Source organism: Roseateles sp. DB2, assembly GCF_051857535.1.
GTDB lineage: Bacteria > Pseudomonadota > Gammaproteobacteria > Burkholderiales > Burkholderiaceae_C > Roseateles_B.
Window position 1 is genome coordinate 381,634 of record NZ_JBPZGY010000002.1, and the last position, 26,207, is coordinate 407,840.

At 66.1% G+C, this 26,207-nt stretch carries 26 protein-coding genes; 14 read left to right on the forward strand and 12 right to left on the reverse strand.

Going from position 1 to position 26,207, the window contains the following annotated elements:
• Nucleotides 1–66 precede the first annotated feature (66 nt).
• Complete coding sequence (metK, locus tag ACS5PK_RS04210; protein ID WP_439438998.1) at nucleotides 67–1,248, reverse strand: methionine adenosyltransferase; 1,182 nt, start codon at nucleotides 1,246–1,248, stop codon at nucleotides 67–69.
• 179 nt (nucleotides 1,249–1,427) lie between these two features.
• On the opposite strand from metK, the gene ACS5PK_RS04215 reads away from it, so the two are divergent.
• Genes ACS5PK_RS04215 through ACS5PK_RS04245 form a run of 7 tightly spaced genes read left to right on the forward strand, consistent with a single transcriptional unit; the run spans nucleotide 1,428 to nucleotide 8,480 of the window.
• Entirely contained in the window at nucleotides 1,428–2,276 is an 849-nt protein-coding gene (locus ACS5PK_RS04215) for a lysophospholipid acyltransferase family protein (RefSeq protein ID WP_439438999.1), read from the forward strand.
• Nucleotides 2,273–3,148 (forward strand): LpxL/LpxP family acyltransferase, encoded by an 876-nt coding sequence (locus ACS5PK_RS04220; protein ID WP_439439000.1) that lies wholly within the window; start codon nucleotides 2,273–2,275, stop codon nucleotides 3,146–3,148. The genes ACS5PK_RS04215 and ACS5PK_RS04220 overlap by 4 nt, the downstream gene beginning before the upstream one ends.
• Nucleotides 3,149–3,166: 18 nt before the next feature.
• Nucleotides 3,167–4,033 (forward strand): diaminopimelate epimerase, encoded by an 867-nt coding sequence (gene dapF, locus ACS5PK_RS04225; protein WP_439439001.1) that lies wholly within the window; start codon nucleotides 3,167–3,169, stop codon nucleotides 4,031–4,033.
• A complete protein-coding gene (locus ACS5PK_RS04230) occupies nucleotides 4,030–4,734 on the forward strand; it encodes a DUF484 family protein (protein WP_439439002.1) in 705 nt (234 codons plus the stop codon). Before dapF ends, ACS5PK_RS04230 begins: the two co-directional genes overlap by 4 nt.
• Nucleotides 4,715–5,677, forward strand: a complete 963-nt coding sequence (locus tag ACS5PK_RS04235; protein ID WP_439439003.1) for a tyrosine recombinase XerC — start codon at nucleotides 4,715–4,717, stop codon at nucleotides 5,675–5,677. Before ACS5PK_RS04230 ends, ACS5PK_RS04235 begins: the two co-directional genes overlap by 20 nt.
• A 45-nt stretch (nucleotides 5,678–5,722) precedes the next feature.
• Nucleotides 5,723–7,270: a hypothetical protein gene (locus tag ACS5PK_RS04240; protein ID WP_439439004.1), complete on the forward strand. Its 1,548-nt coding sequence runs from the start codon at nucleotides 5,723–5,725 to the stop codon at nucleotides 7,268–7,270.
• A 28-nt stretch (nucleotides 7,271–7,298) separates the two neighbouring features.
• Nucleotides 7,299–8,480 carry a class I SAM-dependent rRNA methyltransferase gene (locus tag ACS5PK_RS04245; RefSeq protein WP_439439005.1) on the forward strand — a complete coding sequence of 394 codons (1,182 nt, stop codon included), beginning with the start codon at nucleotides 7,299–7,301 and terminating at the stop codon, nucleotides 8,478–8,480.
• A 277-nt stretch (nucleotides 8,481–8,757) separates the two neighbouring features.
• Here ACS5PK_RS04245 and ACS5PK_RS04250 read toward each other — a convergent pair whose 3' ends face one another.
• Nucleotides 8,758–9,225, reverse strand: a complete 468-nt coding sequence (locus ACS5PK_RS04250) for an Lrp/AsnC family transcriptional regulator (protein ID WP_439439161.1) — start codon at nucleotides 9,223–9,225, stop codon at nucleotides 8,758–8,760.
• Nucleotides 9,226–9,390: 165 nt separating this feature from the next.
• Between ACS5PK_RS04250 and glmS the strand changes: the two genes are divergently transcribed.
• Nucleotides 9,391–11,262 carry a glutamine--fructose-6-phosphate transaminase (isomerizing) gene (glmS, locus tag ACS5PK_RS04255; protein ID WP_439439006.1) on the forward strand — a complete coding sequence of 624 codons (1,872 nt, stop codon included), beginning with the start codon at nucleotides 9,391–9,393 and terminating at the stop codon, nucleotides 11,260–11,262.
• A 239-nt stretch (nucleotides 11,263–11,501) separates the two neighbouring features.
• Here the strand turns inward: glmS and ACS5PK_RS04260 are convergent, their stop codons facing one another.
• Together ACS5PK_RS04260 and ACS5PK_RS04265 are read right to left on the reverse strand one after the other, a co-directional pair.
• Nucleotides 11,502–12,965, reverse strand: a complete 1,464-nt coding sequence (locus ACS5PK_RS04260) for a flavin monoamine oxidase family protein (protein ID WP_439439007.1) — start codon at nucleotides 12,963–12,965, stop codon at nucleotides 11,502–11,504.
• 146 nt (nucleotides 12,966–13,111) lie between these two features.
• The gene (locus ACS5PK_RS04265) at nucleotides 13,112–14,566 is read right to left on the reverse strand and encodes a flavin monoamine oxidase family protein (RefSeq protein ID WP_439439008.1); all 1,455 of its coding nucleotides are present in this window, start codon (nucleotides 14,564–14,566) and stop codon (nucleotides 13,112–13,114) included.
• 217 nt (nucleotides 14,567–14,783) lie between these two features.
• Here ACS5PK_RS04265 and ACS5PK_RS04270 point away from each other — a divergent pair, with 217 nt between their 5' ends.
• The 3 genes from ACS5PK_RS04270 (at nucleotide 14,784) to ACS5PK_RS04280 (ending at nucleotide 17,412) form a co-directional block, all read left to right on the forward strand.
• The gene (locus ACS5PK_RS04270; RefSeq protein WP_439439009.1) at nucleotides 14,784–15,497 is read left to right on the forward strand and encodes a response regulator; all 714 of its coding nucleotides are present in this window, start codon (nucleotides 14,784–14,786) and stop codon (nucleotides 15,495–15,497) included.
• Nucleotides 15,494–16,582 (forward strand): ATP-binding protein, encoded by a 1,089-nt coding sequence (locus tag ACS5PK_RS04275; protein WP_439439010.1) that lies wholly within the window; start codon nucleotides 15,494–15,496, stop codon nucleotides 16,580–16,582. The genes ACS5PK_RS04270 and ACS5PK_RS04275 overlap by 4 nt, the downstream gene beginning before the upstream one ends.
• Before the next feature lie 485 nt (nucleotides 16,583–17,067).
• Complete coding sequence (locus tag ACS5PK_RS04280; RefSeq protein WP_439439011.1) at nucleotides 17,068–17,412, forward strand: hypothetical protein; 345 nt, start codon at nucleotides 17,068–17,070, stop codon at nucleotides 17,410–17,412.
• A gap of 164 nt (nucleotides 17,413–17,576) precedes the next feature.
• On the opposite strand, the gene ACS5PK_RS04285 is transcribed toward ACS5PK_RS04280, so the two are convergent.
• The 6 genes from ACS5PK_RS04285 to ACS5PK_RS04310 all read right to left on the reverse strand — a co-directional run bounded on the left by ACS5PK_RS04285 (nucleotide 17,577) and on the right by ACS5PK_RS04310 (nucleotide 21,564).
• Nucleotides 17,577–18,428 carry a cupin domain-containing protein gene (locus ACS5PK_RS04285; RefSeq protein ID WP_439439012.1) on the reverse strand — a complete coding sequence of 284 codons (852 nt, stop codon included), beginning with the start codon at nucleotides 18,426–18,428 and terminating at the stop codon, nucleotides 17,577–17,579.
• Between the two features lie 82 nt (nucleotides 18,429–18,510).
• Entirely contained in the window at nucleotides 18,511–18,981 is a 471-nt protein-coding gene (locus tag ACS5PK_RS04290; RefSeq protein ID WP_439439013.1) for a DoxX family protein, read from the reverse strand.
• 66 nt (nucleotides 18,982–19,047) lie between these two features.
• A complete protein-coding gene (locus ACS5PK_RS04295; protein WP_439439014.1) occupies nucleotides 19,048–19,824 on the reverse strand; it encodes an HvfC/BufC family peptide modification chaperone in 777 nt (258 codons plus the stop codon).
• Nucleotides 19,817–20,650: an MNIO family bufferin maturase gene (gene bufB, locus ACS5PK_RS04300; RefSeq protein WP_439439015.1), complete on the reverse strand. Its 834-nt coding sequence runs from the start codon at nucleotides 20,648–20,650 to the stop codon at nucleotides 19,817–19,819. Before bufB ends, ACS5PK_RS04295 begins: the two co-directional genes overlap by 8 nt.
• A 46-nt stretch (nucleotides 20,651–20,696) precedes the next feature.
• Nucleotides 20,697–20,984, reverse strand: a complete 288-nt coding sequence (locus ACS5PK_RS04305) for a BufA1 family periplasmic bufferin-type metallophore (RefSeq protein ID WP_439439016.1) — start codon at nucleotides 20,982–20,984, stop codon at nucleotides 20,697–20,699.
• 76 nt (nucleotides 20,985–21,060) lie between these two features.
• Entirely contained in the window at nucleotides 21,061–21,564 is a 504-nt protein-coding gene (locus tag ACS5PK_RS04310) for a YHS domain-containing (seleno)protein (RefSeq protein WP_439439017.1), read from the reverse strand.
• A gap of 570 nt (nucleotides 21,565–22,134) precedes the next feature.
• Here ACS5PK_RS04310 and ACS5PK_RS04315 point away from each other — a divergent pair.
• From ACS5PK_RS04315 to ACS5PK_RS04325, 3 genes are read left to right on the forward strand one after another with little or no spacing between them, the layout of a single operon-like run.
• Nucleotides 22,135–22,509 (forward strand): DsrE family protein, encoded by a 375-nt coding sequence (locus ACS5PK_RS04315; protein WP_439439018.1) that lies wholly within the window; start codon nucleotides 22,135–22,137, stop codon nucleotides 22,507–22,509.
• A 21-nt stretch (nucleotides 22,510–22,530) separates the two neighbouring features.
• The gene (locus ACS5PK_RS04320) at nucleotides 22,531–23,463 is read left to right on the forward strand and encodes a pyridoxamine 5'-phosphate oxidase family protein (protein ID WP_439439019.1); all 933 of its coding nucleotides are present in this window, start codon (nucleotides 22,531–22,533) and stop codon (nucleotides 23,461–23,463) included.
• Entirely contained in the window at nucleotides 23,460–24,395 is a 936-nt protein-coding gene (locus tag ACS5PK_RS04325; RefSeq protein ID WP_439439020.1) for a PDR/VanB family oxidoreductase, read from the forward strand. The genes ACS5PK_RS04320 and ACS5PK_RS04325 overlap by 4 nt, the downstream gene beginning before the upstream one ends.
• Nucleotides 24,396–24,468: 73 nt before the next feature.
• On the opposite strand, the gene ACS5PK_RS04330 is transcribed toward ACS5PK_RS04325, so the two are convergent.
• Entirely contained in the window at nucleotides 24,469–25,017 is a 549-nt protein-coding gene (locus ACS5PK_RS04330) for a carboxymuconolactone decarboxylase family protein (protein ID WP_439439021.1), read from the reverse strand.
• Between the two features lie 53 nt (nucleotides 25,018–25,070).
• Nucleotides 25,071–26,090: a zinc-dependent alcohol dehydrogenase family protein gene (locus ACS5PK_RS04335; protein WP_439439022.1), complete on the reverse strand. Its 1,020-nt coding sequence runs from the start codon at nucleotides 26,088–26,090 to the stop codon at nucleotides 25,071–25,073.
• Nucleotides 26,091–26,207 lie beyond the last annotated feature (117 nt).

Below are 26,207 nucleotides of genomic sequence, written 5' to 3' on the forward strand. Positions count from 1 at the left end.
CCACATCGCTGCGCGATATGAGCGAAGCCCCAAAGTGGCTGGTCCGCTTTTGGCGTCCCCTGGCCTTTACAGGCCAGCCGCTGCGCGCAGCGCAGCCGCTTTGTCAGTCCGCTCCCAGGTGAACTCGGGCTCCTCGCGGCCGAAGTGGCCATAGGCAGCAGTCTTGGAGTAGATCGGGCGCAGCAGGTCCAGCATCTGGATGATGCCCTTGGGGCGCAGGTCAAAATGCTCCTGCACCAGCTTGGCGATCTGCTCGTCGGGGATGACGCCCGTTCCTTCGGTGTAGACCGTCACGTTCATCGGGCGGGCCACGCCGATGGCGTAGGCGACCTGGATCTGGCACTGGCGGGCCAGACCGGCGGCCACGATGTTCTTGGCCACATAGCGGGCAGCGTAGGCGGCCGAACGGTCCACCTTCGTGGGATCCTTGCCCGAGAAGGCGCCACCGCCGTGCGGGCAGGCACCGCCGTAGGTGTCGACGATGATCTTGCGGCCGGTCAGTCCGCAGTCGCCCTGGGGGCCACCGATGACGAAACGGCCGGTCGGGTTGACCAGGTACTTCGTGTCCTGCAGCCATTCCTTGGGCAGCACGGGCTTGATGATCTCTTCGATGACGGCCTCGTAGAACTCGGGCTTCATCTTGTCGCCCAGGCTCATCTCGGGGGCGTGCTGGGTGGAGAGCACCACGGTGTCAATGCTGTGCGGCTTGCCGTCCACATAGCGCATCGTGACCTGGCTCTTGGCATCCGGGCGCAGGAAGGGCAGTCGGCCGTCCTTGCGCAGCTGCGCCTGGCGTTCCACGAGGCGATGGGCGTAGTAGATGGGCGCGGGCATCAGCTCGGGTGTCTCGTCGCAGGCATAGCCGAACATCAGGCCCTGGTCACCGGCGCCCGTGTTCAGGTGGTCGTCCGAGGCGTGGTCCACGCCCTGGGCGATGTCATTGGACTGCTTGTCGTAGGCAACCAGCACGGCGCAACCCTTGTAGTCGATGCCGTACTCGGTGTTGTCGTAGCCAATGCGCTTGATCGTGTCACGTGCGACCTGGATGTAGTCGACATGGGCGTTGGTGGTGATCTCACCAGCCAGCACCACCAGACCGGTGTTGCACAGGGTCTCGGCGGCTACGCGCGAGCGGGGATCCTGGGTGAAGATGGCATCAAGGATCGCGTCAGAAATCTGGTCCGCGACCTTGTCGGGGTGCCCTTCCGAGACCGATTCGGAAGTAAAGAGAAAATCGCTGTTCGCCACGTTTTTAAACTCCAGTGTGTTAGTCCATCGGCGTTGCCGTGCTGGTGGAGTCAGGCGGCGAACGCTTTAGCGGCATTTGTAGAGCTTCTCAGCCCGGCGACTCTCCCGATCAATCGATGAGAGCCGCATCGCCCCGCAAGTTGTCCAAGTTAACTCGGCGATCCGTTCATTATAGAAACATGCTCCTGCTGCGTTTGCTGTCTCGCTGTCCCCTGTGGTTTTTGCACGGCCTGGGCGCCTTGTTGGGCTGCTTGAGCTGGGCATTGAGTCCCGCCTACCGCCGCCGCATCCGGGACCACCGGGCCCTGGCCGGCCTGCAGGGCTGGCAGGGCATGGGTGCGGTGACCCAGGCTGGTCGCATGATTGCCGAGCTGCCCTGGTTGTGGCTGCGGCCCGCGGATCGCCCCTTGGGGGGCCGGGTCCGCTGGGAGGGCGAGAATCACATCCATGCCCTGCCGCCAGGCCGCGGCCTGCTCTTCCTCACGCCGCACATGGGCTGTTTCGAGGTTACGGCGCAGGCCTATGCCGAACAGTTTGCCGCGAGCCACGGCCCCATCACCGTGCTCTACCGGCCGGCCCGCAAGGCCTGGATGCGCCAGATCGTGGCGGCCTCCCGCCAGCGGCCAGGTCTGGACACCGCACCCGCCACGCTGGCCGGCGTCCGGCAGATGCTGCGTGCCTTGCGTCGAGGTGAGGCCGTGGGCCTGCTGCCTGATCAGGTTCCACCGAAGGGGCAGGGCGTCTGGGCCCCCTTCTTTGGCAGGGCTGCCTACACCATGACCTTGGCCCAGCGCCTGGCACTGCAGACCGGCGCCTCGGTGCTGCTGGTCTGGGGTGAGCGTCTCTCCTGGGGGCGGGGCTATGTGGTGCATGTGCGACCCGGTCCGCAAATCCCGGCTGATTCCAGTCCAGAATGCGCGGCCGAGCTCATCAACCAGTCCATGCAAGCCTTGATCCTGGAAGCACCCGACCAGTACCTCTGGGGCTACAACCGCTACAAGTCGCCGCGCGAGGGCGGGCTCGAATGAGCGCCCGCCTGCTCATCGGCCTGCTGTGGCTCCTGCACTTCCTGCCGCTGGCGCTGCTCGCGGCCCTGGGGCGTGGCCTGGGCCGGCTGCTGTGGTGGCTGGCCGGGAGCCGGCGGCGCATTGCCCTGCGCAACCTTGAGCTCTGCTTTCCGGCACTGCCTGCTCGCGAGCGTGAAGCCCTGGCACGCGAGCATTTCGCGATGGTCGGCCGCAGCCTGCTGGAGCGAGGCCTGCTGTGGTTCGCCTCGCCGCAGCGCCTGCAGCGCATGATCCGCATCAAGGGCAACATCCACCTGGCCGAGCAGACCCCCGGGGCCATGATGTGGCTGCTGCCGCATTTCGTCGGACTGGAGTGGGTGGGCCCCGCGCTGATGCTCAATCAGAAGCGCCCCGGCGTGGATGTCTACCAGCCGCAGAGCAATCCCCTGCTGGATGCGCAGATCCTGGCCGGCCGCTCCCGCTTCGGCACCACCGCCTTCGTCGACAGGCATGACGGCATCCGCCCGGTGCTGCGCCTGATCAAGCAGGGCTACGCCTTTCTCAATGCGCCGGACCTTGACCATGGCGAGAAGGACTCCGCCTTCGTGCCCTTTTTTGGCGTGCCGGCCTGCACCCTGCTGGCCCCGGCCCGCATGGCCGCCAGCCAGGGCATGGTGGTGCAGCCCCTGGTGGTGACCATGCTGCCGGGCGGTCAGGGCTACGAGGTCGAGGCCTGCGAGCCCATCCCCGGCTATCCCAGTGACGACCCACTGGCCGACGCACGGACCGTCAACGCCTGGCTGGAAGCTCGCGTTCGACGCCATCCGGCCCAGTACTTCTGGGTGCACAAGCGCTTCAAGACACGCCCTCCCGGCGAGCCTGCCGTCTACTGACGCCCTGATAATGGCCGCATGAAGCTGTTATTCACCAAGATGCAGGGCGCTGGCAACGACTTCGTGGTCATTGACGCCACCCGCGAGCCCCTGAGCCTGAGCCCCGAACAGATGCGCCAACTCGGCGATCGCCGTTTCGGTGTGGGCTGCGACCAGGTCCTGGTGATTGAGCGCAGCGACGAGCCCGGCGTGGACTTTCGCTATCGCATCTTCAACAACACCGGCGACGAGGTCGAGCATTGCGGCAATGGCGCTCGCTGCTTCGTGCGCTACGTGTCCGAGAAGGGCCTGTCTGACAAGCGCAGCATCAAGGTCCGCACGATGAACAGGGTGCTGGAGCTGCATCTGCGCGACGACGGGCGGGTCAGCGTGGACATGGGCGCTCCTGTTTTCGAACTGGCCGCCGTGCCCTTCAGCGGCGAGGGGCTGACCGCCCGCCGGGAGGGCGGCATGACGCTGTGGCAACTGCCCTTGGCCGATGGCGATGCCTGCGAGGTCGCCGTGCTGTCCATGGGCAACCCGCACGCCGTGCAGCGCGTGGCCGACGCGGACCATGCGCCGGTGGCCCAGCGCGGCCCGCAGGTCGAGCAGCACGGCGCTTTTCCGCGCCGCGTCAACGCGGGCTTTCTTCAGATCATCGACCGCAGCCATGTGAAGCTGCGAGTCTACGAGCGCGATGCCGGCGAAACCCTGGCCTGTGGCACCGGCGCCTGCGCCGCCGTGGTGGCTGGCATCCGCCTTGGCTGGCTCGACGAGGCCGTGGAAGTACAGACGCGCGGCGGCCAGTTGCGCATCGAATGGGCAGGCCTGAGCCAGGGCCTGGGGGCACCGGTCTGGATGACCGGCCCGGCCCAGACCGTGTTTGAAGGAGAGATCTCGCTGTGAGCACCCAAGACGACGCCCCGCAAGGACTGACCGAGCAGGACCTGGCCCAGTACCTGCTGCGCAACCCCGGTTTCTTCCAGCGCCATGCCGAGCTGCTGGCCAGTGTGCAACTGAGCCACCCGCACGGCCAGCGGGCGGTGAGCCTGCAGGAACGCCAGGCAGAGATGCTGCGCGAGAAGATCAAGGGCCTGGAGCACAAGCTGATCGAGATGATCCGCAATGGCCAGGAGAACGTCGCCATCGCTGACCGTCTGCATGCCTGGACCCTGAGCCTGATGCTGACGCCCGAGGCCGCGGCCCTGCCCGAGGTGCTGCTTCGGGAGCTGCGCCATCACTTCCTGATCCCCGCCGCCGGTCTGCGCCTGTGGGGCCTGGATGGCCGGCATGCGGCCGCCGACTACGCGCAGGCCGTCAGCGAGGACCTGCGCAGCTTTGCCGCCAGCCTGGCCCAGCCCTACTGCGGGGTGAACAGCGGCTTCGAGGCTGTGCGCTGGCTGGGTGATGACGCGGCCGTCGCTTCGTTGGCCCTGATCCCCTTGCGCCGTGGCGCGGCCGCCGAGCCCTTCGGCCTGCTGCTGCTGGGCTCACCGGACCCGACGCGTTACACGGCCGAGATGGGCACCGAGTTCCTGCAGCGCATCGGCGAGCTCGCCGGCGCCGCCCTGGCACGGCTGCTGCCGGATGGCCACGCCAGCGCCTGAGAGCGAGCCCATCGGGTCGCCGCTGCCTGAGTCGCAGCGGCGCTACCTGGAGCATCTGCGGGTGGAGCGGCGTCTCGCGCTGCGCACGCTGTGCCTCTATGAGCAGGCCCTGCGGCGTCTGTGCCTGCTGGCTGACGAGGCGGGCATCGCGCTGGAGCGCGTCAGCGTCCAGCAGGTGCGGCGCTGGGTTGCGCGCCTGCACGGGCAAGACCTGTCCCCGCGCAGCCTGGCGTTGATGATGTCCGCCTGGCGCAGCTGGTATCGCTGGATGGGCCGCCAGGGGCTGGTCGATCTGAATCCCGTGGACGGCCTGCGTGCTCCCAAGAGCGCCAAGCCCTTGCCCAAGGCGCTGGCAGTCGACGACGCCGTGCAGCTGGTCGCCTATCGCGATGAGTCCGGAGACCCGGTGCGCGAGGCCAGCGATGCGGCCCTGGTCGAGCTGCTCTATGGCTGCGGTCTGCGTGTCAGCGAGCTGGTGGGCCTGGACCTGTTGCCGGGTGCTGCCGCCCGGGGCTGGCTGGACCTGGATGCCGCGGAGGCCCATGTGCTGGGCAAGGGAAGCAAGCAGCGCATGGTCCCCATCGGCCGCGCTGCCCTCGAGGCCGTGCGTGCCTGGCTGCAGTGGCGCGGTGACTGGCTCGCGCCCGGGAGCACGGAAGCAGCGCTCTTCATCGGCCCGCGTGGCGGGCGCATGGGCGCCACCCAAGTGCGCCAGCGTCTGAGCCTGCGCGCGATGGCCGCCGGCTCCTCCAGTCATGTGCACCCGCACATGCTGCGGCACTCCTTTGCCTCGCATGTCCTTCAATCCAGCGGCGACTTGCGCGCAGTGCAAGAACTGCTGGGGCACGCCAACATCAGCACGACGCAGGTCTATACCAAGCTGGATTTCCAGCATCTGGCCAAGGTGTACGACGCCGCCCATCCACGCGCCCGCAAGCGCTGACCACGACGCCTGCGGGCCTGCAAAACCCTGGTATGGTCGGCGCCCATGTCTGTGCCTCGCTTTCTCCCTGACACCCTGCTGCCGCGCCTGCTGTGCCTGAGTCTCGCGGCCGGTTTCACCTGTATCCATGCTCAGTCCCCGGACGCTGGCCCTGCGGTGCCCGGTTCGGCGCGGCCCCTCAGCTGGGAGCTCAGCTGGACCCCCTTGCGCACCAAGGAGGGTGGTCGCATGGCGCTGGCCGGCGCGAGCGCCCTGCTGGCCGTCAACGAGGAATGGGGCCTGGGGCCCACGGTCTACGCGTCGGCCAAGGGCAACTACGGCGGCATCTTCATGCTGGGACTCACCGGCCAGCGGCGCTGGCGCCTCTCGCCCAGCACTCACCTGGCTGCAGGCCTGTTCGTGGGTGGTGGAGGCGGGCTCAGCTCCGATGTGCTGCGCTTTGGCGGCGGCTTCATGTGGCGCCCGGAGTTGTCCCTGCGCACGGAGGTGGGGCCCTGGTACACCGGGGTCGGACTGTCCCGCGTCATGGTGCCGGGCGGCAATATCGCTGATACCCAGCTCAGCTTCATGCTGGGCCGGCAGACCCTGTTCCATGCCTTTGATCCCGGCAGCAGCGGTCGTCAGGGCGCCTCCGGGGATCGTGGCGGCCTCGGGTTTGACGAGATGTCGCTGGTGGCGGGAGCCTACGCGCCCTCCCGTGCCATCCGTCGGCGCAGCGGGGAGGTCATGAATCGCAAGGTGGGGCTGGCGGGCGCGGCCCTGCGCCAGTACATCTCCCCCAGCGCCTGGTGGGGCCTGGAGGCCGCAGGCGGGGCCAAGGGCGGGGCTGATGGCTATATGGAAGTGCTGGCCGCCCTTGGCCAGGACTGGGCCCTGGGGCGCAGCGGCTTTCACCTGGGCGGTCAAGCCGCCCTGGGCCTGGCCGGCGGCGGCGATGTCGATACCGGCAGCGGCTGGCTGATGAAGATTGGCCCGAGCCTGCGCTGGCAGTCTGCCAAGGGCTGGGGCTGGCGCCTGGATGCGGGCTGGGCGCAGTCGCGTGGCGCGTTCCATGCGCCGTACGCGCGGTTCAGTCTGGATCTGCCGCTGGAGCCTGTGCAGCGTCGCCAGCAGGCCGGCGCGATAGAGACCGGCACGGTGCAGGAGCAGGACTGGTTGGTGAGTCTGCAGCGCTTGCGCCAGGTCCCCTTCAAGGACGGCAGCAAGCAGGACATGACCCAGCAGGGCCTGATCATGACCCGCGGGCTGGGCGAGCATCTCTACGGCCTGGCACAGGCCGGTACGGCCATCCAGGGCAAGGCTGGTGCCTATGCCTATGGCCTGCTGGGCCTGGGGCTGCGTTCGCAGCCCTTTGCCGACGGGCGCTGGCGCGTGGGTGCCGAGATCCTGGCCGGAGCGGGCGGCGGCGGTGGCGTGCAGTTGGGCGGCGGAGCCCTGCGCCAGACGGAAGTCTGGGCGCAGTGGCAGGGCCAGGGCGAACTCAGCCGCCTGCGTCTTCGCGCCGGCCTGGGCCAGTGGGGCAGCCTGCGTGGCAGGGGAGGGGACAGCACCCAGCTCAATCTGGCCGTCGGCTACGCGTGGGGCAGCCTCTGAACCGGCCGGCGCGGCGACAATACGCGCCATGAAAGTCATTCGTCTGAGAGCCGGCAAGGAGCGTTCGCTGCTCCGCCGCCATCCCTGGGTCTTCCAGGGTTCCGTGGAAAAAGGCAAGGCCGACGCCGGGGAAACCGTGCGGGTGGAGTCCGACAGCGGGCAATTCCTTTGCTGGGCCTCGTTCAGTCCCAGCTCCATGATCCGTGTGCGGGCCTGGAGCTTCGATGAGTCCGAGCGCGTCGATGCCGAGTTCTTCGACCGGCGCGTTCGCCGCGCCATCGCTGTGCGCGAGCGCATGCCCATCGTCTCCAATGCCCGGCGCCTGGTCCATGGCGAGGCCGATGGCCTGCCAGGCCTGATCGTCGACCGCTACGACGACACCTTGGTTGCCCAGTTCCTGTCTGCCGGCACCGAGCGATGGAAGCAGACCATTGCCGACAGCCTGATGGCGGCCACCGGCCTGAGCCGCCTCTACGAGCGCTCCGATTCCGGCGTGCGCCAGCTGGAGGGCCTGCCGCCGCTGACCGGCTGGTTGCGCGGCGAGGGCCACACCACACTGACCATCGAGGAGCATGAGTGGAAGCTCACCCTGGATGTGCAGGAAGGCCACAAGACCGGCTACTACCTGGATCAGCGCGACAACCGCAAGAAGTTCGCCGAAACAGTGCGCCAGTATGGCCTGCAGCGCGTACTCAACTGCTACTGCTACACCGGTGGTTTTTCGGTGGCCGCCCTTGCTGGAGGCGCCGCCGAGGTGACCAGCGTGGACTCGTCCGGACCGGCCCTGGCTCGGGCCAATGCCCATGTCACGCTCAACGGCTTCGATCCGGCGCGTCACACGGCGCTGGACGCTGACGTCAACCAGACCCTGCGTGACTTCGTCAAGCAGGGCCGGACCTTCGACGCCATCGTGCTGGATCCGCCCAAGTTCGCGCCCACGGCCGCCCATGCAGAGCGCGCCGCACGCGCCTACAAGGACATCAACCGCCTGGCCTTCAAGCTGCTGGAGCCTGGTGGCGTGCTCTTCACCTTCTCCTGCTCGGGCGGTGTGGGGCCGGAGCTTTTTCACAAGATCGTGGCGGGAGCAGGCATGGATGCGGGCGTTGACGGCTTCATCCTCGACCGCGTGGGCGCCACGCCGGACCATCCCCAGACCATCTGCTTCCCGGAAGGGGAGTACCTCAAGGGCCTGCTGCTGCTCAAGCGCTGAACCATAGGCTCAGGGGGGAGGCCTGCAGAGGAATGGGGCGAGTCAGGGCATCCCCTTGACCTTGCGCTCAGAGGGCTACTCGGTGATGGCCGATCACGATCGGGTTCCGACGCAGGCCTCCAGGGGCGCGGCGTTCAATGACGGAAATTTCCGGAAGGTCTTGCTGGCGCCGACTCCCTGCGACCGGATCCGCCGCCATAGCCTCGAGCCGGGTACGCCAGCCCTGGCCGTGCTCGGACTGAGCGCCATGTGCGGCTGCCAGCGTGGCTGAGGGGCCTCAGGGGGGCGGCAGATGCAGCCGGGGCGAAAACTTGGCCCGGTGCACGCTGAAGAAGGCCTTCACATTGCGCACATTGCTGTCAGCGCTGTAGAAGGTCTGTACCAGCTGGTGATAGGCCGCCATGTCCGGTACCTGCACGATCAGCACGAAGTCCGGCCCAGGCGAGACCTGGTAGCACTGCTGCACCTCCGCCCGTGCCGCCGCCAGGGCCTGGAAGGCGGCGAGGGCTTCGGCAGTCTGGCGCTCCAGCGTGATCTCCACGATGGCGATCAGCCCCGCCCCCAGCAGCCCGGGGCTCAGGATGGCCACCTGCTGCTCGATCACCCCCAGCTCCCGCAGGCGCTTTACCCGGCGCAGGCAGGTGGCGGGTGAGACGGCGGCGCGGCGCGCCAGGTCCAGGTTGGACAGGGAGGCGTCGTCCTGGAGCACCCCCAGGATGCGGTGATCGGTAGCGTCGAGTTGAATCAAGATTTCAAAATGACAACACTTATGAATGATTTCATCTTAACTTTTGGTTGATGAAATTTTCATTCACATTTGCCTCAATTTTGGCTGCACATGCCGGTGCCAGCCTCCTAGGATTCGCTCCCATCGCAGCCCACGGGGGTTGCACCAGCGGAGGAATCATCCATGTGTGGCATCGTCGGCGCCGTCTCGAAGCGCAATATCGTCCCTATCCTGATCGAAGGCCTGAAGCGCCTGGAATACCGCGGCTATGACTCCTGCGGTGTGGCCGTGCACCAGGACGGCGAACTGCGCCGCGCCCGAAGCACTTCGCGCGTGGCCGAGCTGCACAGCCAGACGGCCGAGGACGGCATCGCCTCCGGCACCGGCATCGCCCACACCCGCTGGGCCACGCACGGCGTGCCGGCAGTGCACAACGCCCATCCGCACTTCTCCCACGGCGCCCATGCCGCGGATGGCGCGGCAGGCCGCATCGCCCTGGTCCACAACGGCATCATCGAGAACCACGATGAGCTGCGCGCCGAGCTCAAGGCCCGCGGCTACACCTTCCACAGCCAGACCGACACCGAGGTCATCGCCCACCTGATCGACCACCTCTACCAGGGCGACCTGCTGCTTGCCGTGCAACTGGCAGTGCAACGGCTGAAGGGCGCCTACGCCATCGCCGTGTTCAGCCGCGACGAGCCGCACCGCGTGGTCGGTGCCCGCGAAGGCTCGCCTCTGGTGCTGGGCGTGGGGACGGAAGCCGGGCAGGGCGAGTTCTTCCTGGCCTCCGATGCCATGGCGCTGGCCGGCGTCACCGACCAGATCGTCTACTTGGAGGAGGGCGATGTGGTGGACATGCAGCTGGGTCGTTACTGGATCACCCATCGCCTGGCTGACAGCGAGCGTTTCGAGACCGTGCAGCGCGAAGTCCGCACCGTGCACGCGCACAGCGGCGCGGCTGAGCTGGGGCCCTATCGCCACTACATGCAGAAGGAGATCTTCGAGCAGCCCGTGGCCATCGCCAACACGCTTGACGCCGTGACCGGCATCAGCCCCGAGATCTTCGGTGATGGCGCCTACCGGGCCTTCAAGGAGGTCGACTCCGTGCTGATTCTGGCCTGCGGCACCAGCTTCTATGCCGGTTCCACCGCCAAGTACTGGCTGGAGAGCATCGCCAAGATTCCCACCAGCGTGGAGATCGCCAGCGAATATCGTTACCGCGACAGCGTGCCCAATCCGCGCACCCTGGTCGTCACCATCAGCCAGAGCGGCGAGACGGCCGATACCTTGGCTGCGCTCAAGCATGCGCGCGCCCAGGGCATGACGCACACCTTGACCGTCTGCAATGTCTCCACCAGTGCCATGGTGCGCGAGTGCGAGATGGCATTCATCACCCGTGCCGGCGCTGAGATCGGCGTGGCGTCAACCAAGGCTTTCACCACGCAGCTGGTGGGTCTGTTCCTGCTGACCCTGGCCCTGGCCCAGACCCGCGGCCATTTGTCAGAGGCCCAGGAAGCCGAGCATCTCAAGGCCTTGCGCCACCTGCCCGTGGCCGTGCAGGCCGTGGTGGCGCTGGAGCCGCAGGTCATTGCCTGGAGCGAGGAGTTCGCCCGCAAGGAGAACGCCCTGTTCCTGGGCCGAGGTCTGCATTACCCCATTGCCCTGGAGGGTGCGCTGAAGCTCAAGGAGATCAGCTACATCCACGCCGAAGCCTACCCGGCTGGCGAACTCAAGCATGGCCCGCTGGCCCTGGTGACGGCCGAAATGCCGGTGGTCACCGTGGCGCCGAACGATGCACTGCTGGAGAAGCTGAAGAGCAATATGCAGGAAGTGCGCGCCCGCGGCGGCGAGCTCTTCGTCTTTGCCGACAGCGACACCAAGATCGAGAGCGAGCAAGGCCTGCACGTCATCCGCATGCCCGAGCACTACGGTGCCCTGAGCCCCATCCTGCACGTCATCCCGCTGCAGCTGCTGGCCTATCACACCGCCTGCGCCCGCGGCACCGACGTGGACAAGCCGCGCAACCTGGCGAAGAGTGTGACGGTGGAGTGAGGGGGCAGGTCACTGACTCCAACTGTTTTTGGCAATTAAAGTCGTAAACAGGCAATTAAAGTCGTAAACACGGGCTGAGTCCCCATGCGGCCTGGCGACCGAAAGCCGGATTGCGGGAACAAGCTCGTCCCTGCGGCCGGTGCCGAACGCCTGCACCGGGAGCTGCTTCAGTGGCTCCCGGGGGAGACCCTCTTCAGCCTTGTGAGCCGGCTCCACCGCCTGTGGGTCCAGATGCAGGTTCAGCCCAACGGCGACGCCATCAGACGCCACGGCGCCGCGGCCGTGCTGCCCGTGTTCTGCCGCAGCACTTCATTGGCTGCCCTGAGGCCGGACAGGTACGCACCGTGGACCGTCTGATAATACTGCCGCTCGGTCGCCTCTCCCGCGAAGAAGAGGCGGCCGTTGACGCTCTGGGCCAGGTCGTCCCGCTGCTGCGGCGTGGAGCCGACCACGTGGCATGAGTAGGCGCCGCGGGCGTAGGGGTCGGCGGCCCAGCGGGTGACAAGGGCGTCGAGGGGGGCGGGTATGCCTTGGCCGAACATGGCCCGCAGGGCGCCCATCGCGCTTTGGACGATGGCTGTGTCGTCCCAGCTCTCGATCTTGCGTCCGAAGTCTGCTGCATTGAAGCCCATCAGCACCGGGCGTCCCGTGGGGCGGGCGAAGCTCACCCATTCCGCCCACTGACCAGCCTTGCCCTGTCTGGGCAGCTGGTTCAGCCAGTCAAGGCGCCCATTCCAGAACGTCTGGGGGAACAGCAGACAGCACTTGTTGAGCACGCCAACGCCCAGCCCCTCGATCGCAGCACGCTTGCTCGTGGGCAGAGCCGGGGTGAAGTTGACGCGCCCCGACTTCAGGACGCCCAGCGGCAGGGTGATGACGACATGGTGCGCGGCAAACTCGCCCTGCTTGGTCTGCACGGTCACGCTGCTCGGGCCCTGGTAGATGACCGCACTCACCTCATGCTTGAGCTTGATGTTGAGGCCAGCGGCGAGATGGGTGCTCAGCACCTGATAGCCGTCGAGAAACAGTTGCTCTGGCCCCTCGAAGGCCGCGCCGCTATCGAACCACTTCGCGGACAGTTGATCGGCAGAGGCGCCGTACTCGTGCTCGTACGTGCCGTTCAGCGCGAAGTCGATCATCCGCTGCTCCAGCACGGGTTGGTCCTGGTAGTCCAGCTCGTCATAGACCAGCGCTTTGAGCGACTGATCCTTTCGACGATCCCGCTCGGCGATGGCCGTGGCGACTTGGCGCTGAATGGCTTCGAGCCGGCGGTTGTGGCTGTCGCTCAGCTCGCCGCCCTCGCCGTCATAGACTTCCGCGTTCTCCGACCTCGTCGAGGTCAGACGCGCGCCGAGCTGCTGGGCCAGCGCGGCAACAGGGTTGCTCGGGCCGGCGCCATGAATCCACGAGGCCCCTAAGTCCATGGCCGGGCCGCGCCATGCCGTGCTGGTGTGCACCCGACCGCCGATGCGGTCTCGTGCTTCCAATACCAGCACGTCCAGCCCCGCCGTCCGGAGGCGCTGGGCCGCGGCGAGGCCCGAGATGCCGGCGCCGATCACGATCACCTTGCGTGGCCCTTGGCTGGGCGTCATGCCGGCCTGGTCGCTTGCACGACTGGTCAAGGCCATCGCCCGCTGAGTGCCGAGTCCCATGAAGGCTCCCAATCCCATTCCTGCTGTTTTCATGAGGGTCCGACGCTTCATTGCTCAACCTTTCATTCGAATCGAGGGCCTCAAGCCCCGAGTGGGGACGGCCCCGACAGGGACGCGGGCTCGATCAGTAGACGAATGAGCGCAGGCGCCGTCAAGGCTATGGCCAGGCCGTGTCCCAGAAACTCGGCCGGTGTGCGTTAGCGGGCGAGTACCTCTGCTGCCGCGCGCTGCCCGGACAGGTAGGCGCCATGCACCGACTGGAAGTAGCGTGGATCCGTTGCCTCGCCTGCGAAGTACAGGGTGCGACCAACCGCGGCTGCGAGGTCCTCTCGCATGCCAGGCGCCGAGCCGAGCTTGTTGAAGGAGTACGCGCCACGTGCGAAGGGGTCTGAGGCCCAGCGCGAGATTTGCCAGCTGACCGGATCGGGAATGCCCGCGCCGAACATCGTGCGCAGCGTGCGCATGGCACTGGCGACGATGTCCTGGTCTGACCACGCCTCCATGGCCTGCCCGACGGCGGCGGCGTTGAAACCGAGCAGGATCGGTTGGCCGGTCGGCCGTGCAAGGCTCACCCACTCGGCCCACTGGCCATTGCGCTCAGCACTCGGGATGTAGTTGAACCAGTCCGTCTTGGTGTCCCAGAAGGCCGTGGGGAAGCGCAGGAAGCACTTGTTCAGGACGCCCATGCCCAGCTTGTCGATGGCTTGGGCTTTGCGTGCTGGCAGTGGGGGATCGAAGCTCACCTGCCCGGACTGCAGCACACCTAGCGGCAGCGTGACCACCACGGCCGCGCCGGAGAAGCTGCCCTGGCTGGTCTGGACGGTCACGCCCTGGTCGTTGTGGCGGATGCTCTGCACAACCTGTCCGAGTCGCACGTCGAGGTCCTTGGCCAGGAAGTCGATCAGCACGCGGTAGCCATCGAGAAACAAGCTCTCGACACCTTCGTAGCGGCTGTCGCTGTCAAACCAGAGAGCCGACAGCTGGCTGGCGTCGCCGCTGTACTCGTGTTCATAGGTCGTGTTGATCAGGTAGTCGATGCGCTGCTGCTCCAGCCCGCTGCGCTCGCTGTAGCCGAGCCCGCGATAGACGGCGTCGCGCAAGGTGGTGTCACTCTCCGAGCGTTGGTAGTCGCTGATGGCCTTGCGGATGCTGGCGCGCAGGCTGTCGAGTTGCGCTGCACCCGCAGCGTCAAGCCGGCGGCCGTCGGCCTCGAAGGCTTGGTCCCGGCCGAAGCTGGTCTGGGCCAGGCGAGCACCGGCCCGACGTGCCAAGTCGGAGATCGGGTTGCCTGGGCCATCCCCGTGGATCCAGGTGGCGCCCACATCCAGCGGCGCATCCGCCCATTGGGTGGAGGTGAACAGCCGTCCGCCCAGGCGCTGTCGGGCCTCCAGGACGACCACTTCTCGACCCGCATCGCGCAGGCGGCGTGCTGCAGCGAGGCCAGCCATGCCAGCACCGATCACCAAAACCGCATGCGCGCTCGGCGCAGGGCCCGGTGTGGGCGTCGGCGTCGGGCTCGGTGTGGGGCTGGGCGCCGGTGCCGGCGATGGAGTCGGCGTCGGAGTGATGGGGGCATCCGTTCCGTCGGAGCCGCCGCCGCAGCCTGCCAAGGCCAGGGTTCCCGTCAAAGTGAAGAAGTGTCGTCGTTGCATGTTTTGCTCTGCTTGCTGGAAGGCCACCTGACTCCACGCAGGCGTGCCAGCCGGACGGCGGGCCCAGTCGTTGGCCTGTCTTACCCGAGCCTGTCGGCTGCGTCGCAGAAGTGTCGAAGGCCGGGGTGGATGCAAGGATGAGGAACTGTGGAGGTTGTGTGGAGGGGGCCTGTTGCCCTCAGAATCGAGTGCAACAAAACACAAAAAAGGGTTCCGTATGCAAGCCAAAAGTCCAGGTTCGGCGCTAGTGCTTGTCGTGGAGGACGAGTCCGAGATTGCCGACATCGTGGACGCCTACCTCCAGCGGGAGGGGCTGCGCACGGCCTGGGCGCGCGATGGCAGGGAGGCGCTGCAGCTCCACTTGGCGCTCAATCCGGACCTGGTGCTGCTGGACGTGCAGATGCCGGCCATGGACGGGTGGGAGGTCCTCTCTGCCTTGCGGCAGCGGGGCGGGACGCCCGTCATCATGCTGACCGCCTTGGAGGGGGATGTGGACAAGATCTCCGCGCTGCGCATCGGGGCGGACGACTACATCGTCAAGCCCTTCAACCCGTCGGAGGTTGTGGCCCGCGTCCGGGCGGTGCTCCGTCGAACGCTGGCGACGTCCGTGGACTTGTCCCCCGCCGTGCTGAAGGCCGGGCCCTTGGAGCTGGACCGTCAGAGCCACAGCGCTTGGCTGCATGTGCAGGGGGAGCGCCGCCCGCTGGTGCTCACGGTGACAGAGTTCCGGCTGCTCCAGGTGCTGGCGCAGGTGCCGACGCGTGTCTTCAGCCGTGCCGAACTCATGGATGCCTGCCTGCCCGAGGGTGACACGCAGGAGCGCACGATCGACAGCCACATGAGCAAGCTGCGCAAGAAGATCGAGCAGCTGGGGCTGGAGGGCATGCCCGCCGGCGTCCGAGGGGTTGGCTACTGTCTGGAGCGTCGATGAACCTGAGCTACGGCCTGGGGCGCAAGATCGCCAGCGCAGTGGCCAGCACGGTCCTGCTGGTCCATGCGGTGATCTTCATTCTCTGCTACGCCATCTACTACTTGGCGGGCAAGTACTGGCCCACGCTGTTTGACTGCGAGTCAGACCTGCCGACCCTGCCGGACTTCCTGCTCTTCCTGGTGCTGGGGCTGGTGGCCGTGCTGGTGTCGCTCTACTTCTCCACGCGGATCGCCCGTCGCCTCGTGGAGCCGTTGAACAGCGTGGCCACTGGCATTCGCTGCGTGGCGGCAGGCGACCTTGACGCCCGGGCCCAGGCCACTGATGCGCCGCTGGGCGAGGCCTCTGCGCTGGTACAGGACTTCAACCAGATGGCAGAAAAGCTGCAGCGCGCGGTGAATGAACGAGCTCAGTGGAATGCGGCCATCGCCCACGAGCTTCGCACGCCGGTGACCATCCTGCGCGGGCGCCTGCTGGGCTTTGCCGATGGCGTCTTTCCTCCAACGGAAGAGGCGCTGCGCAAGCTGCTGACGCAAGTCGACGGGCTGTCCCGCCTGATCGAGGACCTGCGCCTGCTGAGTCTGTTCGAGTCCCATCAGCTGCGACTGGACCTTCGCAGTGTCAACCTCGAGCAAGAGATACGGATGGTGGGCGACATCTACGAGCCAATGCTCCAGAAGGCGGGGCTGCGTCTGCGTATCCTGGTAGAGGCCATGCCAGTGCGCTGCGACCCGCTGCGCATCCGGCAGGCGCTGGTGGCCTTGCTGGACAACGCCCTGAAGTACGCCACGGCCGGTGAACTCTGGGTTCGCTTCACCCGCGAGTTGGAACACAACGTCCTGCGCGTGGATGATGCTGGCCCCGGCCTGCCGGAAGCCGCCATGCGGCAGGTCTTCCAGGCGTTCTGGCAGGCCGACAGCGTCAGCGCCAAGATCGCCGGCGGCAACGGGCTTGGGCTGTCTGTTGTGAAGGCGATCGCGATGGCCCACGGTGGCGACGCCCGCTGCACGGCGAACGAAGCCGGTGGAACGAGCTTCTCGATCCGCTGGCCGATTTCGTCTCCGGAGTCGGCCCGTTCGCCCGATTGAGGCCCAAGGCGCCGCAAGCGCGCCCGCCTGCCGCTCATCCCCCTCGATCCCCGCGCCGCAGCGCGGCAGGAGAGGCGTTCTCGCAACTGCGCCGCGGCGCAACTGCGCACACCGGCTGAGCGTAGGCATGGGGACCTGCTGCGGGGGGCACTCGCCGCGTGCACCCACCGCATACGCCCGACGCATGTGCCCGCTGCATGTGCCCTCCGCGTGCATTTGCTGCATGCATGCAAGCACCGGCTCAGCACCGCCGATGCCCACGCGCGGTGCGTGCATCGGCGGCTTGCTGCTGCATGGCAACGTGCAATGCGCTCCGTTTGTTCGTGGCGATGACGTCTGTCCTCCCGCGGGCTGACATACAAGGCGGACGCCCCCCTAACGTTGGCGCCGCTGTCCCCTCGAATGCCGGTACTAGGCAGCAGCAAGGGCTGATCACTTCTCTCGATCCTGCCCTCCCCATCGCTCGACTTTACGGAGATCCCCTGATGAAACTCTCGCTAGCCCGCTGTGCCCTGACGCTTCTTGGCGCTCTGCTCTTCGCCGACGGAGGCGCTGCGCAGGCGGAAGAAGCAAAGGTCCGGAACGTCTACAACTGGCCGGACTACATCTCCGAGGAGACCATCCAGAAGTTCGAGAAGGAGACGGCCATCAAGGTCCGCTACGACGTGGTGGTGCCCGGATCAAATGGGGCTGGTCTCCAGATCCTCGGTGGGCTGCTGCAGGAGCTGGACAAGCCGAAGATCCCGAACCTCAAGAACATCGACCCGAGCATCAATGAGCGGCTCTCCAAGGTTGATCCCGGCAACAAGTTTCTGGTCATCTGGTTGTAGGGCTATACGACGGTCGGTATCAACGTCGACAAGGTCAAGGCCGCGCTGGGCGGCCCGCTCCCTGAGAACGTCTGAGATTTCGTCATGAAGACTTCATCTTTCACCTTAACAAGGTGTCTTAGAAACCGGCAGCAGCTCACGGGTCAATTCCGCGAAGGACCTTCCTAGCTATTGAGCGCAGCGTGCGCACCTGCACGCTTGCTTGCCAACCAATCGGTGGGTGCCATGCCAGTCTTGAGGACGAAAGCCCGGGTCAGCGCTGAGGCACTGCCGTAACCCACCTCGTCAGCGATATGTTTGACTTGGCGGCCCTTGCTGAGGAGGCTTTGTGCCAGGCCAATGCGCCAGCTTGACAGGTACTCGCCCGGTGATTGCCCAACGACCTGGGTGAACTGCGCCGCAAAGCGCGCGCGCGACATACCCGCCACGATGGCGAGCTGCTCCAGTGTCCAGGGCCTTGCGGCGTCGGTGTGAATGGCGTGCAAGGCCCGGGCCAGGCGAGGGTCGGCCAAGCCGCCCAGCACGCCGGTCTTCAAATGGCCCTGCGTCAGCACTTCTCTCAGCAGATGGATGAGCACCAGTTCGCTCAAGCGGTCGATGGCTGCTGCTCGCCCTTGGCGCTTGCAAAACGCTTCTTCAAACAAGAGATGCAGGCTCATTTGCAAGCCGGCATGTTGCTCCAGAGGGATGACCAACATGGCGGGAAGCTCCGCCATCAAGTGCTGGCCGAAGGGCGCACCACAGACAACCGACGCACAGATCAAATCGGGACCACCGACTTCGGGCGCGCGCAAACGATGCGGCGTCGCACGAGGAAAGAACAGGGCCGCCGGGGCGTTCACCGCTTGAACCGAGCCGTCGGGCAGCAATACCTCCAGTTGCCCCTGTCGCATCACATGCAAATGACCCACACCTTGGCCATCGTCGAAGTTCGCGACGCCGCAGAGTTGCCCTGAGAAGAACACCCGCGATCTGAGCTCGAAACGCGTCAACAAGGTATCGATTTCGTCTGACATGTGAGCCTGCACTTGTGCTGCGGAGATGCGACATCATCGACTGCCAGCTCCAGGGATGCCAAGCCACGTCCGTCGCAAAAGCTCATTGCGCAGAGCGAAACAATCGCTGGGAGAGTGTCGCGTCGACGGACAGCGCGCCGGCACCACGGGCCACGATCAAGGCCAGCAGACTCATCCAACTGAGATGCGTGGGCCACGCGTCCGGGTAGACCAGGAGCTGGATCACCAGTGTCATGATGAGGAGGCCGATGGCTGCATAGCGTGTGGCCAAGCCCAGGACCAGCAGAATCGGCAGCGCATGTTCGGCAAGCGCTGCCAGCGAAGCAGCCAGCTCCGGGTCCACCCACGGGAGCTGGTACTCCTCCGCGAACAAGGCCACGGCCGAGTCGCTGAGGGTGAACCATCCATCGACCTTGGTTCGCCCTGAGCGCCAGAAGATGCCGGCTATGGCCAGACGAGCTGCCAGCAAGACGAGGGTGTCGGAGAAGAGATGTCCAGCCCAGTGAACCAGAGCTTGATGCGCATGCAGCAGCGCGGGAGGGCGAGCGTTCACGATGGCTTCCTTCTGTGGGAGTACTCGGGGGAATGGCAGGTGCGGGCGCAGAGGGCTGAGGCCCTCTCAGGTGGTCGGCATCAGGAGAGCGCCGTTATCGAGCAGTGCGCTCAGCGCCGCCTGAAGGTCGAACGGGTGGCTTGAAGATGCCTGGCTGCTGGCATGAGCGGCGGCCTTGCCAAGGCTCTGTCCCGCTGCAAGCGCATCCAGCAGGTGCAAGCTGGCGATCGGAACTTCGTGTACCCAGACCTCGTCTTCGGGTCGGGTCACCAGCACACCGGCGCTCGCCTTCGGCTTGATCTCGATCTCGGTGTGCCCAGCGCGCGCGCTGCGCCACAGCTCGACCAGTGCGTAGCCTGGCGAGACCTTCCAATGCGTCGCCGGTGCCACTTTCAGCTGCAAGCCAGGCAAGGCCTTGGCTGGCACCGTGGCCAAGCGAGTGGCGGTCAGCGGCAGATGATCGCCTGCCGCATGGGCGCGCATGCACATCCAGTCCACCCAGGCCAGATCGCTGGTGTAACGGGCCAGTTGCGCATGTTCCAGCGAGGCCAGGAACTCCGGGAAGCCATCGCCGTACAGAAACAGCCGGCCTTCCAGAGGCGGGTGAGCGCGCGCAAATGCAGTGGCCGCCGGCCAGAACCAGGGGCCGCCCAGCCAGTTGGAGACGCTGAGGAAGTTGGCCTCCAGGGACTCGATGGCAGCGCGCAGGCCGGTGTTGGCATAGACGGCCGTGGCTGCTGGCGCAGGGGCCAGCCCGGCTTCCACATCGGTGCCGGCCAGCAGATGCCAGCCATCGATGCTGGTCAGGAATTGTGTGTAGAAGCCGGAGGGGTTGTTAGTCATGGGCAAAGCTCCACGCTGGAGTGGCAGCCTGAACGCGCGCTCGCTCTTGCCAGAGCACGGAGAAATCCGGCACGGCTTCGTCCCACTCAATCAGCGTGGGGCGCGGGCCGATGCGCTGACACAAAGCGGCGTACAGCGCCAGCACCTCCTCGGAGACCGGGCCGTCGTGGGAATCGATGAGCAATTGGGGCCCGAGTTGGGGGTCCTCGCTGTGCCCAGCGAGGTGGATCTCGCTGATGGCCTCAACATCAATCTCTGCCAGCCAATCGCTGGCGTGCTTATGGATGTTGCTGGCGCTCACGTGGAGGTTGTTCACATCCACGAGCAAGGCGCAGGCTGTGCGGCGGACCACTTCGTTCAGGAAATGCGGTTCGCTGAACTCATGCCCCTCCAGGCTCAGGTAGTGACTGGGGTTCTCCAGCGCCAGACGCATGCCGGTCGCCTGCTGCACCTGGTCTACGTGGGCGACGACCCGTTCCAGCAGCGCGCTTGTGCGCGGCGCGGGCAGCAGGTCAGGCACATAGCGTGTCCCCAGGCGCGACCAGGCAAGATGCTCGGACAGGCGGACCGGCTTCACCTGGTCGATCAGGTGTCGAAGACGACGCAGATGCTGCAGATCCAGAGGCTCCGGCCCCGCCAATGAAAGCGACACGCCGTGCAGCGCCACTGGGTGGCGTTCGGCCAGTGCAGCGAGCATGCGCGGGCGGGGCCCACCGTCGGCCATGTAGTTCTCGGGATGCACCTCGAACCACAGGCCTTCGGCTTGCGCCTGCATGACCTGCTGAAAATGCTGGGGCTTGAAGCTCAGCCCGATAGTCGGCTGCACGATGGCGCTCTTTCCTGCGGCGAAGCAGAGTCAATACCCGCCCGACTCAGGCCTTGAGCGGTGTGAGCGAGCCCTGGCCTTTGGGCGTCTTGATGGTGACGCAGGTCCCTGCGGGCACCTTCTTCCAGGCATTGCCTTGGTAGTTCACCTTGGAGGTGCCGGCACAACTGGTTCCGGGGCCTGCGGCGCAGTCGTTCTGCCCGGCCAATGAGATGCCATAGCACTTCTCCATGCCGGGCTTGCCGCCGCTCGGCTTGTTCTCAGCCGCCAGGGCCGCGCCCTGCACAGCCGCCGCCAATGCCAGGGCCGTGATGAGGTGTCGTCGAGTGCTCATGATGTGTGGGACTCGCTGGGAAGGGAGGGATGGAAGGGCGCGCTCATCTCAGGTCGGCGCGCCCCCCGCTTCAGCATCAAGCCAGGGACTTGGGGGTCTTGGCCTTGATGGCAGGCCAGTTCGCATCGGCCTTCTTGTTGTTGCCCGGCACGTCTTCCAGCCACTTCTTCTGAACGTCCTTGTTCACGTTCAGATGCAGCTTGCCGTCCACCAGCTTCCAGGCGGTCGGGTCGCCGTCCAGCTTCTTTTCCAGGGCCACGCCCATCGCGCAGAAACCGCCGTAAGCCGGTTCGTACTTGCCGGGATTGGCATTGAAGGCATCGCGATTGGCGGCGCTGGCGAACAGATAGGTCACACCGTTGTGCTTGGCCGAGAACTCAGCCTTGCCCGCGGTGGGCGTGCCCACGGTGTGATAGGCCACGGGGTCGTGGCCACGCAGGCCGATGCCCTTGCTGTCGACGTTCACGGCCGCGGTGGAGTTATCGTCATAGGCGAACGCGGCGGACGGTGCGAAGCCGGCAGTCAGTGCTGCAGCGGCCGCCACGGCGACCAGGGAAACACGGAAATAACTCTTGGACATGATGTGCCTTTCTGGGGCGAATCGGTTGGAGGTTCTGAATGACTTGCCTCAGGCCAACCCCTGAGTGCAAGCGGAAGTGCTGAAGTCGCTCGGCGTACAAGATTCAAGATCGCCGCGACCTCCGGTGCCACAGCAGCTGAGCCAGGGCCTCTTGCTTTCGCTGGGCCTGCACCGACTGCATGGACTGAACTTTAGAAATCGGCGCCCCTGCCGTGGTGACTGCGCGTCTCATTCGCTGTCCCATTCGTCTTGCGTTGCTGTGAGGGGGACCTTGTCGTCGCCAGGCCGCCGCTGGTGACCCAGTTCCTTCGCGATGGCCTTTGCGCCTGCGGCCCGCTGCAGTCTTTCCTCGCACTTGCCTGCCAGAGCCGGCTCGCTCTGCCCTTGCTGCAGGCGTGCCGTGTCGACGCGCCAGGGCGTGCAGCCCGGGGCATTCTTCCGCGCGCCGGAACAGCCCATTGCCGTGCAAGTGATTTCTGAAGCGCGGCTCGATCCCTAGAGTTCAGTCCCAGGCCTGCAGCCCCTTGCAGGACCTCCATCACTCTGATTCGAACTCACCAAGGAAGCACCATGAAAGCAGCCATCATCATCCTGTCCGACCCGAAGAACGGCGGCGAAGACGCTCTGGGACGCATGTTCAACGGCCTGGCCGCCGCCTACGATTTCAAGCAGCGCGGCACGGACGTGTCCATCTACTTCCAGGGCGCAGGCACCCGCTGGCCCGGCGTGATCAGCCAGGCCGACCACCCGGTGCATGCCCTGTTCAAGGCCGTGGAAAACGAGATCGCAGGCGTGTCTTGCGGCTGCGCCGACGTGTTCGGCTCGCGTGAAGATGCGGTGAAGAGCGGCTTCGACCTGATCACCGACAACAGCGTGCCCGGCACCTCCGGCCTGCCCAGCCTGGGCAAGCTGGTGGCAGACGGCTTCACCGTCTTCACCTTCTAAGCCAGCAGGCGGGAGACGACCATGACCCATGCATTCCACGATGGCGAGCGTGCCGTGCAGGCGCGCGCCGGAGAGGCGGCGATCGCGGCGCGCAACGCCAGCGTGATCACCGACACGGTGATTGCGGGCGCCCGCCCCTTCATCGAAAAGCAAGTCATGGTCGCCACCGCGGCCCGTACAGAGCGAGGCCAGCTCTGGGCCTCGCTGCTGTTCGGGCCGCCGGGCTTTCTGCGCAGCCCGGACGGCCGCAGCATCGAGATCGCGTCTAGCCTCGCGCAGCGCCAGGCCGACGATCCCTTCTGGCAGGAGCTGGCCCTCGGCTCACAGGCCGGTCTGCTGTTCATTGAACTCTCGACCCGGCGCCGCTACCGCGTGAACGGTCATGTCGCGCATGTCGATGATCAGCTGCTGCGTGTGGGCATCGACGAGGCCTATCCCAACTGCCCCAAATACATACAGCGTCGTCATCCGCAGGGCACAGCGGGAGACGCCCATCCAGCCGACCCCAACTGCGTGCGACGCGGCCATGCGCTCGACGAGGACAGCGCTGCGCTGCTCAGTGCGGCGGACACACTCTTCATGGCAAGCGGCGCGCCGGGTGGCTCGCTTGATGCCTCGCACCGTGGCGGTCCGGCCGGCTTTATCGAGCGCCTCGACGCACAACACCTGCGCGTACCCGACTACGCAGGCAACAGCCTGTTCAACACCATGGGCAATCTCGCCCTGGATCCGGCCTGCGGTCTGGTGGTGCCGGACTTCACGACAGGTCGACTCCTGCACCTGACGGGCCGGGCCCGCTTGCTGTGGGACCAGGCAGACCCGCAGGGGCGCACCGGAGGCACTGGCCGATTCTGGGAATTTGAGATCGAGGAGTGGCTGCTGCGCGAGCAGGCCATGCCCCTGAGCTGGGAGTTCCTGGACGCCTCGCCCTTCAATCCCGAGGTCATTGCATGAAACTGATCGTCCACCAATTGCTGCGCCATGGCGCTGAGGTCCTGGAAATTCGCCTGCGGCATCCGCAGGGTCAGGTCTTGCCACCATGGTCCGCAGGCGCGCATCTGAGGCTGCAACTCCCGGTCGCCGACGGCCAGTGGCTGGAGCGCCATTACTCCCTCATCGGCACAGAAGGCGCAGCCGAGGAATACCGCATTGCCGTGTTGCTCGACCCGGCCTCGCGCGGCGGCTCGCGTTGGATACATCAGCAACTGGTGTCAGGGCAGGCGCTCGATGTGGAGGGGCCGTTCGACAGCTTCCCGCTGCAAGCCGAGCAGGGCCGCACCGTGCTGGTGGCCGGCGGCATCGGCATCACGCCCATGCATGCCATGGCCCATGCCTTGAACAACAGGGGACAGCCCTTCGAGCTGCATTACCTGGCGCGCAGCGAGGAGCGGCTGGTGCTGTTGGACGAACTGCGCGCCTTGCCCAATGCGCGTCTGCACCTGCATGTGGGGGCCAAGCCGCCGGCGTTGGATGCCCTGCTGGGCCCCTTCAGTCCCGGCGCCAGCCTGCATGCCTGTGGCCCGTCGCCCTTGTTGAATGGCTTGCGAGAGCACAGCGCCGGTCTGGGCTGGCCGATCTCGTCAGTGCACTTCGAGAGCTTTGGTGCCCGTACGCAGCAGGGCGACAGGCCGATCCGCGTGCATCTTGCGCAGAGCAGCATGGTGGTTGACGTTCAACCGGGCACCAGCATTCTGGATGCGCTGATTGCCGCTGACGCCTTTGTCGCCTACGACTGCAAACGCGGCGAATGCGGGCAATGCCACAGCCGCGTGCTCGACGGCAGCCCGGTGCATCGCGACGTCTGCCTGAACCCTGCGCAGCGCGCCGAGGGCCTGTGCATCTGCGTGGGCTGGGCCAGCAGCGAAAGCCTGACGCTGGACTTGTAAGGCCAGGGCTCGTGACCGACGCCGTCCCCTCCGGCCGTCGAGCGGGCGAGTGCGTGTCGAGCCGGCAATCACTTCAGGCCTCAATGGCTTCGGACTGGAAGGCGGCGTCCAGCGGCGTGCCGACGAGATGGTTGCTGTAGTTGGACATCACTTTCATGGCGATGCCCAGCACAACCTCCAAAGCGCTTTGCTGCGAGTAGCCAGCTGCCAGCAGGGATTCCAACTGCCCGGGACGCGCCCAGCCGCGTTGTTCCACCATCTGTTGCGTGAACTGACGCAGCGCTTCCAGCTTGGTATCTGGCAGCGGCACGCCCTGGCGCAAGGCCTGCACCACCGCGGGATCCAGGCGCTGCATGCGGGCGATGGTGCTGTGTGCGGCCACGCAGTAGTGGCATTCGTGCAGGCGGCTGGCGGTGAGGCTCACCACTTGCTGTTCAATCGCACTCAGACTGCTGGAGGCATAGGCCTCGGAGGTGTCGACATAGGCCGCCAGCAAGGCCGGGGCGCTGGCCATGCCCGCAAAAAGATGGGGCACAAAGCCGTAGCGTTCCTGGGCTTGCGCGAGCAGCGCTTGCGCGGCGGAAGGTGCGGAGGCAGGGGTATGGATGGGAAATGCGCTCATTGGCTTCTTTCAGTTGCAGAAGGGGTGTGGGTGGCAGCGGTTGACGCGCCAGATCACAGGCGGATCACAAGCTTGCCGAAGTGCTGCCCGGAGGCCAGGTGCGTGTAGGCCGCGGGGCTGTCCTCGAAGTCGAACACGCGATCAATGACAGGGTGAATGGCGTGCTGCGCCATGAACTGATTCAGCCGCCGCAACTGAGCCACGGAGCCTACGCAGATGCCGTCGATTCGGGCGTTCTTGAATTGCAGGGGTTGGATGTCGGGGCGGGCATTGAAGCCGCTGAGCACACCGATCTGTGCGATGCGCCCGCCGGGTGCCACCGCGCGGATGGAGCGGTCATAGGTGTCCGGCCCGCCCAGCTCCAAGATGTGGTCTGCGCCCCGTCCATCGGTCAGCGCCAGGACCTGCTCGTCCCACGCCGGGGTTTCGCCGTAGTGGATGGTGGCCCAGGCACCCAGTTGCCGGGCCCGTTCCAGCTTGACATGCGAGGAGGACGTGACGATGACTCGAGCCCCCACGGCAGCGGCCAGCTGCAGTCCGAACAGCGCCACACCGCCGGTGCCTTGCACCAGCACAGTGTCGCCGGCCATGACAGGGCCACGCTCGAACAAGGCGTGCCAGGCCGTCAAGCCGGCACAAGGCAGGGTGGAGGCTTCTTCATCGCTGAGGTGCGCAGCAGGTGCTACCAGCGACTGAGCAGGCACCTCCAGCCGCTGGCTCAGGACGCCGTCGGTATTGCCGCCTCCCAGGGCGTTCTGCAGATGGACAGGGTCGAAGCGGCCTTCAATCCAGGCCGGGAAGAAGTTGGGGATGGCGCGATCACCCACCTGCCAGCCCTGCACGCCGTCGCCTACGGCGAGCACAGTCCCGACGGCATCAGACAGGGGAACGAGGCCATCGCGCGCCGCCCCGCTGGCGGCGCCCTGCAAGGTAAGCAGGTCGCGGTAGTTCAGGCTCGCTGCATCTACTTGCAGAAGAACCTGGCCGGCTGCGACCTCGTGCTGCGCTGCGCGAGTCTGCGCCTGAAGCCGTGCATGCATGCCGTCAATGGTGATGGTGAACTGTCTGTTCATGAGATCATGTTTGTGTAGTGACCGATACACAAATGGTAGACGGCGCGAGTTCATCGCAGTGTTCCGATTGATGCAAGATTGAATTTCGCGTGGCAGCAATCGCTATTCGCTTGTTTA

Coding starts and splice junctions, on each gene's coding strand:
- ACS5PK_RS04275 (WP_439439010.1), top strand. CDS start 15,494: ATGAACCTGAGCTACGGCCTGGGGCGCAAGATCGCCAGCGCAGTGGCC.
- ACS5PK_RS04320 (WP_439439019.1), top strand. CDS start 22,531: ATGACCCATGCATTCCACGATGGCGAGCGTGCCGTGCAGGCGCGCGCC.
- ACS5PK_RS04235 (WP_439439003.1), top strand. CDS start 4,715: ATGGCCACGCCAGCGCCTGAGAGCGAGCCCATCGGGTCGCCGCTGCCT.
- ACS5PK_RS04310 (WP_439439017.1), bottom strand. CDS start 21,564: ATGTCCAAGAGTTATTTCCGTGTTTCCCTGGTCGCCGTGGCGGCCGCT.
- ACS5PK_RS04285 (WP_439439012.1), bottom strand. CDS start 18,428: ATGTCAGACGAAATCGATACCTTGTTGACGCGTTTCGAGCTCAGATCG.
- glmS (WP_439439006.1), top strand. CDS start 9,391: ATGTGTGGCATCGTCGGCGCCGTCTCGAAGCGCAATATCGTCCCTATC.
- ACS5PK_RS04325 (WP_439439020.1), top strand. CDS start 23,460: ATGAAACTGATCGTCCACCAATTGCTGCGCCATGGCGCTGAGGTCCTG.
- dapF (WP_439439001.1), top strand. CDS start 3,167: ATGAAGCTGTTATTCACCAAGATGCAGGGCGCTGGCAACGACTTCGTG.
- ACS5PK_RS04245 (WP_439439005.1), top strand. CDS start 7,299: ATGAAAGTCATTCGTCTGAGAGCCGGCAAGGAGCGTTCGCTGCTCCGC.
- ACS5PK_RS04295 (WP_439439014.1), bottom strand. CDS start 19,824: ATGACTAACAACCCCTCCGGCTTCTACACACAATTCCTGACCAGCATC.
- ACS5PK_RS04270 (WP_439439009.1), top strand. CDS start 14,784: ATGCAAGCCAAAAGTCCAGGTTCGGCGCTAGTGCTTGTCGTGGAGGAC.
- ACS5PK_RS04330 (WP_439439021.1), bottom strand. CDS start 25,017: ATGAGCGCATTTCCCATCCATACCCCTGCCTCCGCACCTTCCGCCGCG.
- ACS5PK_RS04215 (WP_439438999.1), top strand. CDS start 1,428: ATGCTCCTGCTGCGTTTGCTGTCTCGCTGTCCCCTGTGGTTTTTGCAC.
- ACS5PK_RS04265 (WP_439439008.1), bottom strand. CDS start 14,566: ATGCAACGACGACACTTCTTCACTTTGACGGGAACCCTGGCCTTGGCA.
- ACS5PK_RS04220 (WP_439439000.1), top strand. CDS start 2,273: ATGAGCGCCCGCCTGCTCATCGGCCTGCTGTGGCTCCTGCACTTCCTG.
- ACS5PK_RS04315 (WP_439439018.1), top strand. CDS start 22,135: ATGAAAGCAGCCATCATCATCCTGTCCGACCCGAAGAACGGCGGCGAA.
- ACS5PK_RS04305 (WP_439439016.1), bottom strand. CDS start 20,984: ATGAGCACTCGACGACACCTCATCACGGCCCTGGCATTGGCGGCGGCT.
- ACS5PK_RS04335 (WP_439439022.1), bottom strand. CDS start 26,090: ATGAACAGACAGTTCACCATCACCATTGACGGCATGCATGCACGGCTT.
- ACS5PK_RS04260 (WP_439439007.1), bottom strand. CDS start 12,965: ATGAAGCGTCGGACCCTCATGAAAACAGCAGGAATGGGATTGGGAGCC.
- ACS5PK_RS04280 (WP_439439011.1), top strand. CDS start 17,068: ATGAAACTCTCGCTAGCCCGCTGTGCCCTGACGCTTCTTGGCGCTCTG.
- ACS5PK_RS04240 (WP_439439004.1), top strand. CDS start 5,723: ATGTCTGTGCCTCGCTTTCTCCCTGACACCCTGCTGCCGCGCCTGCTG.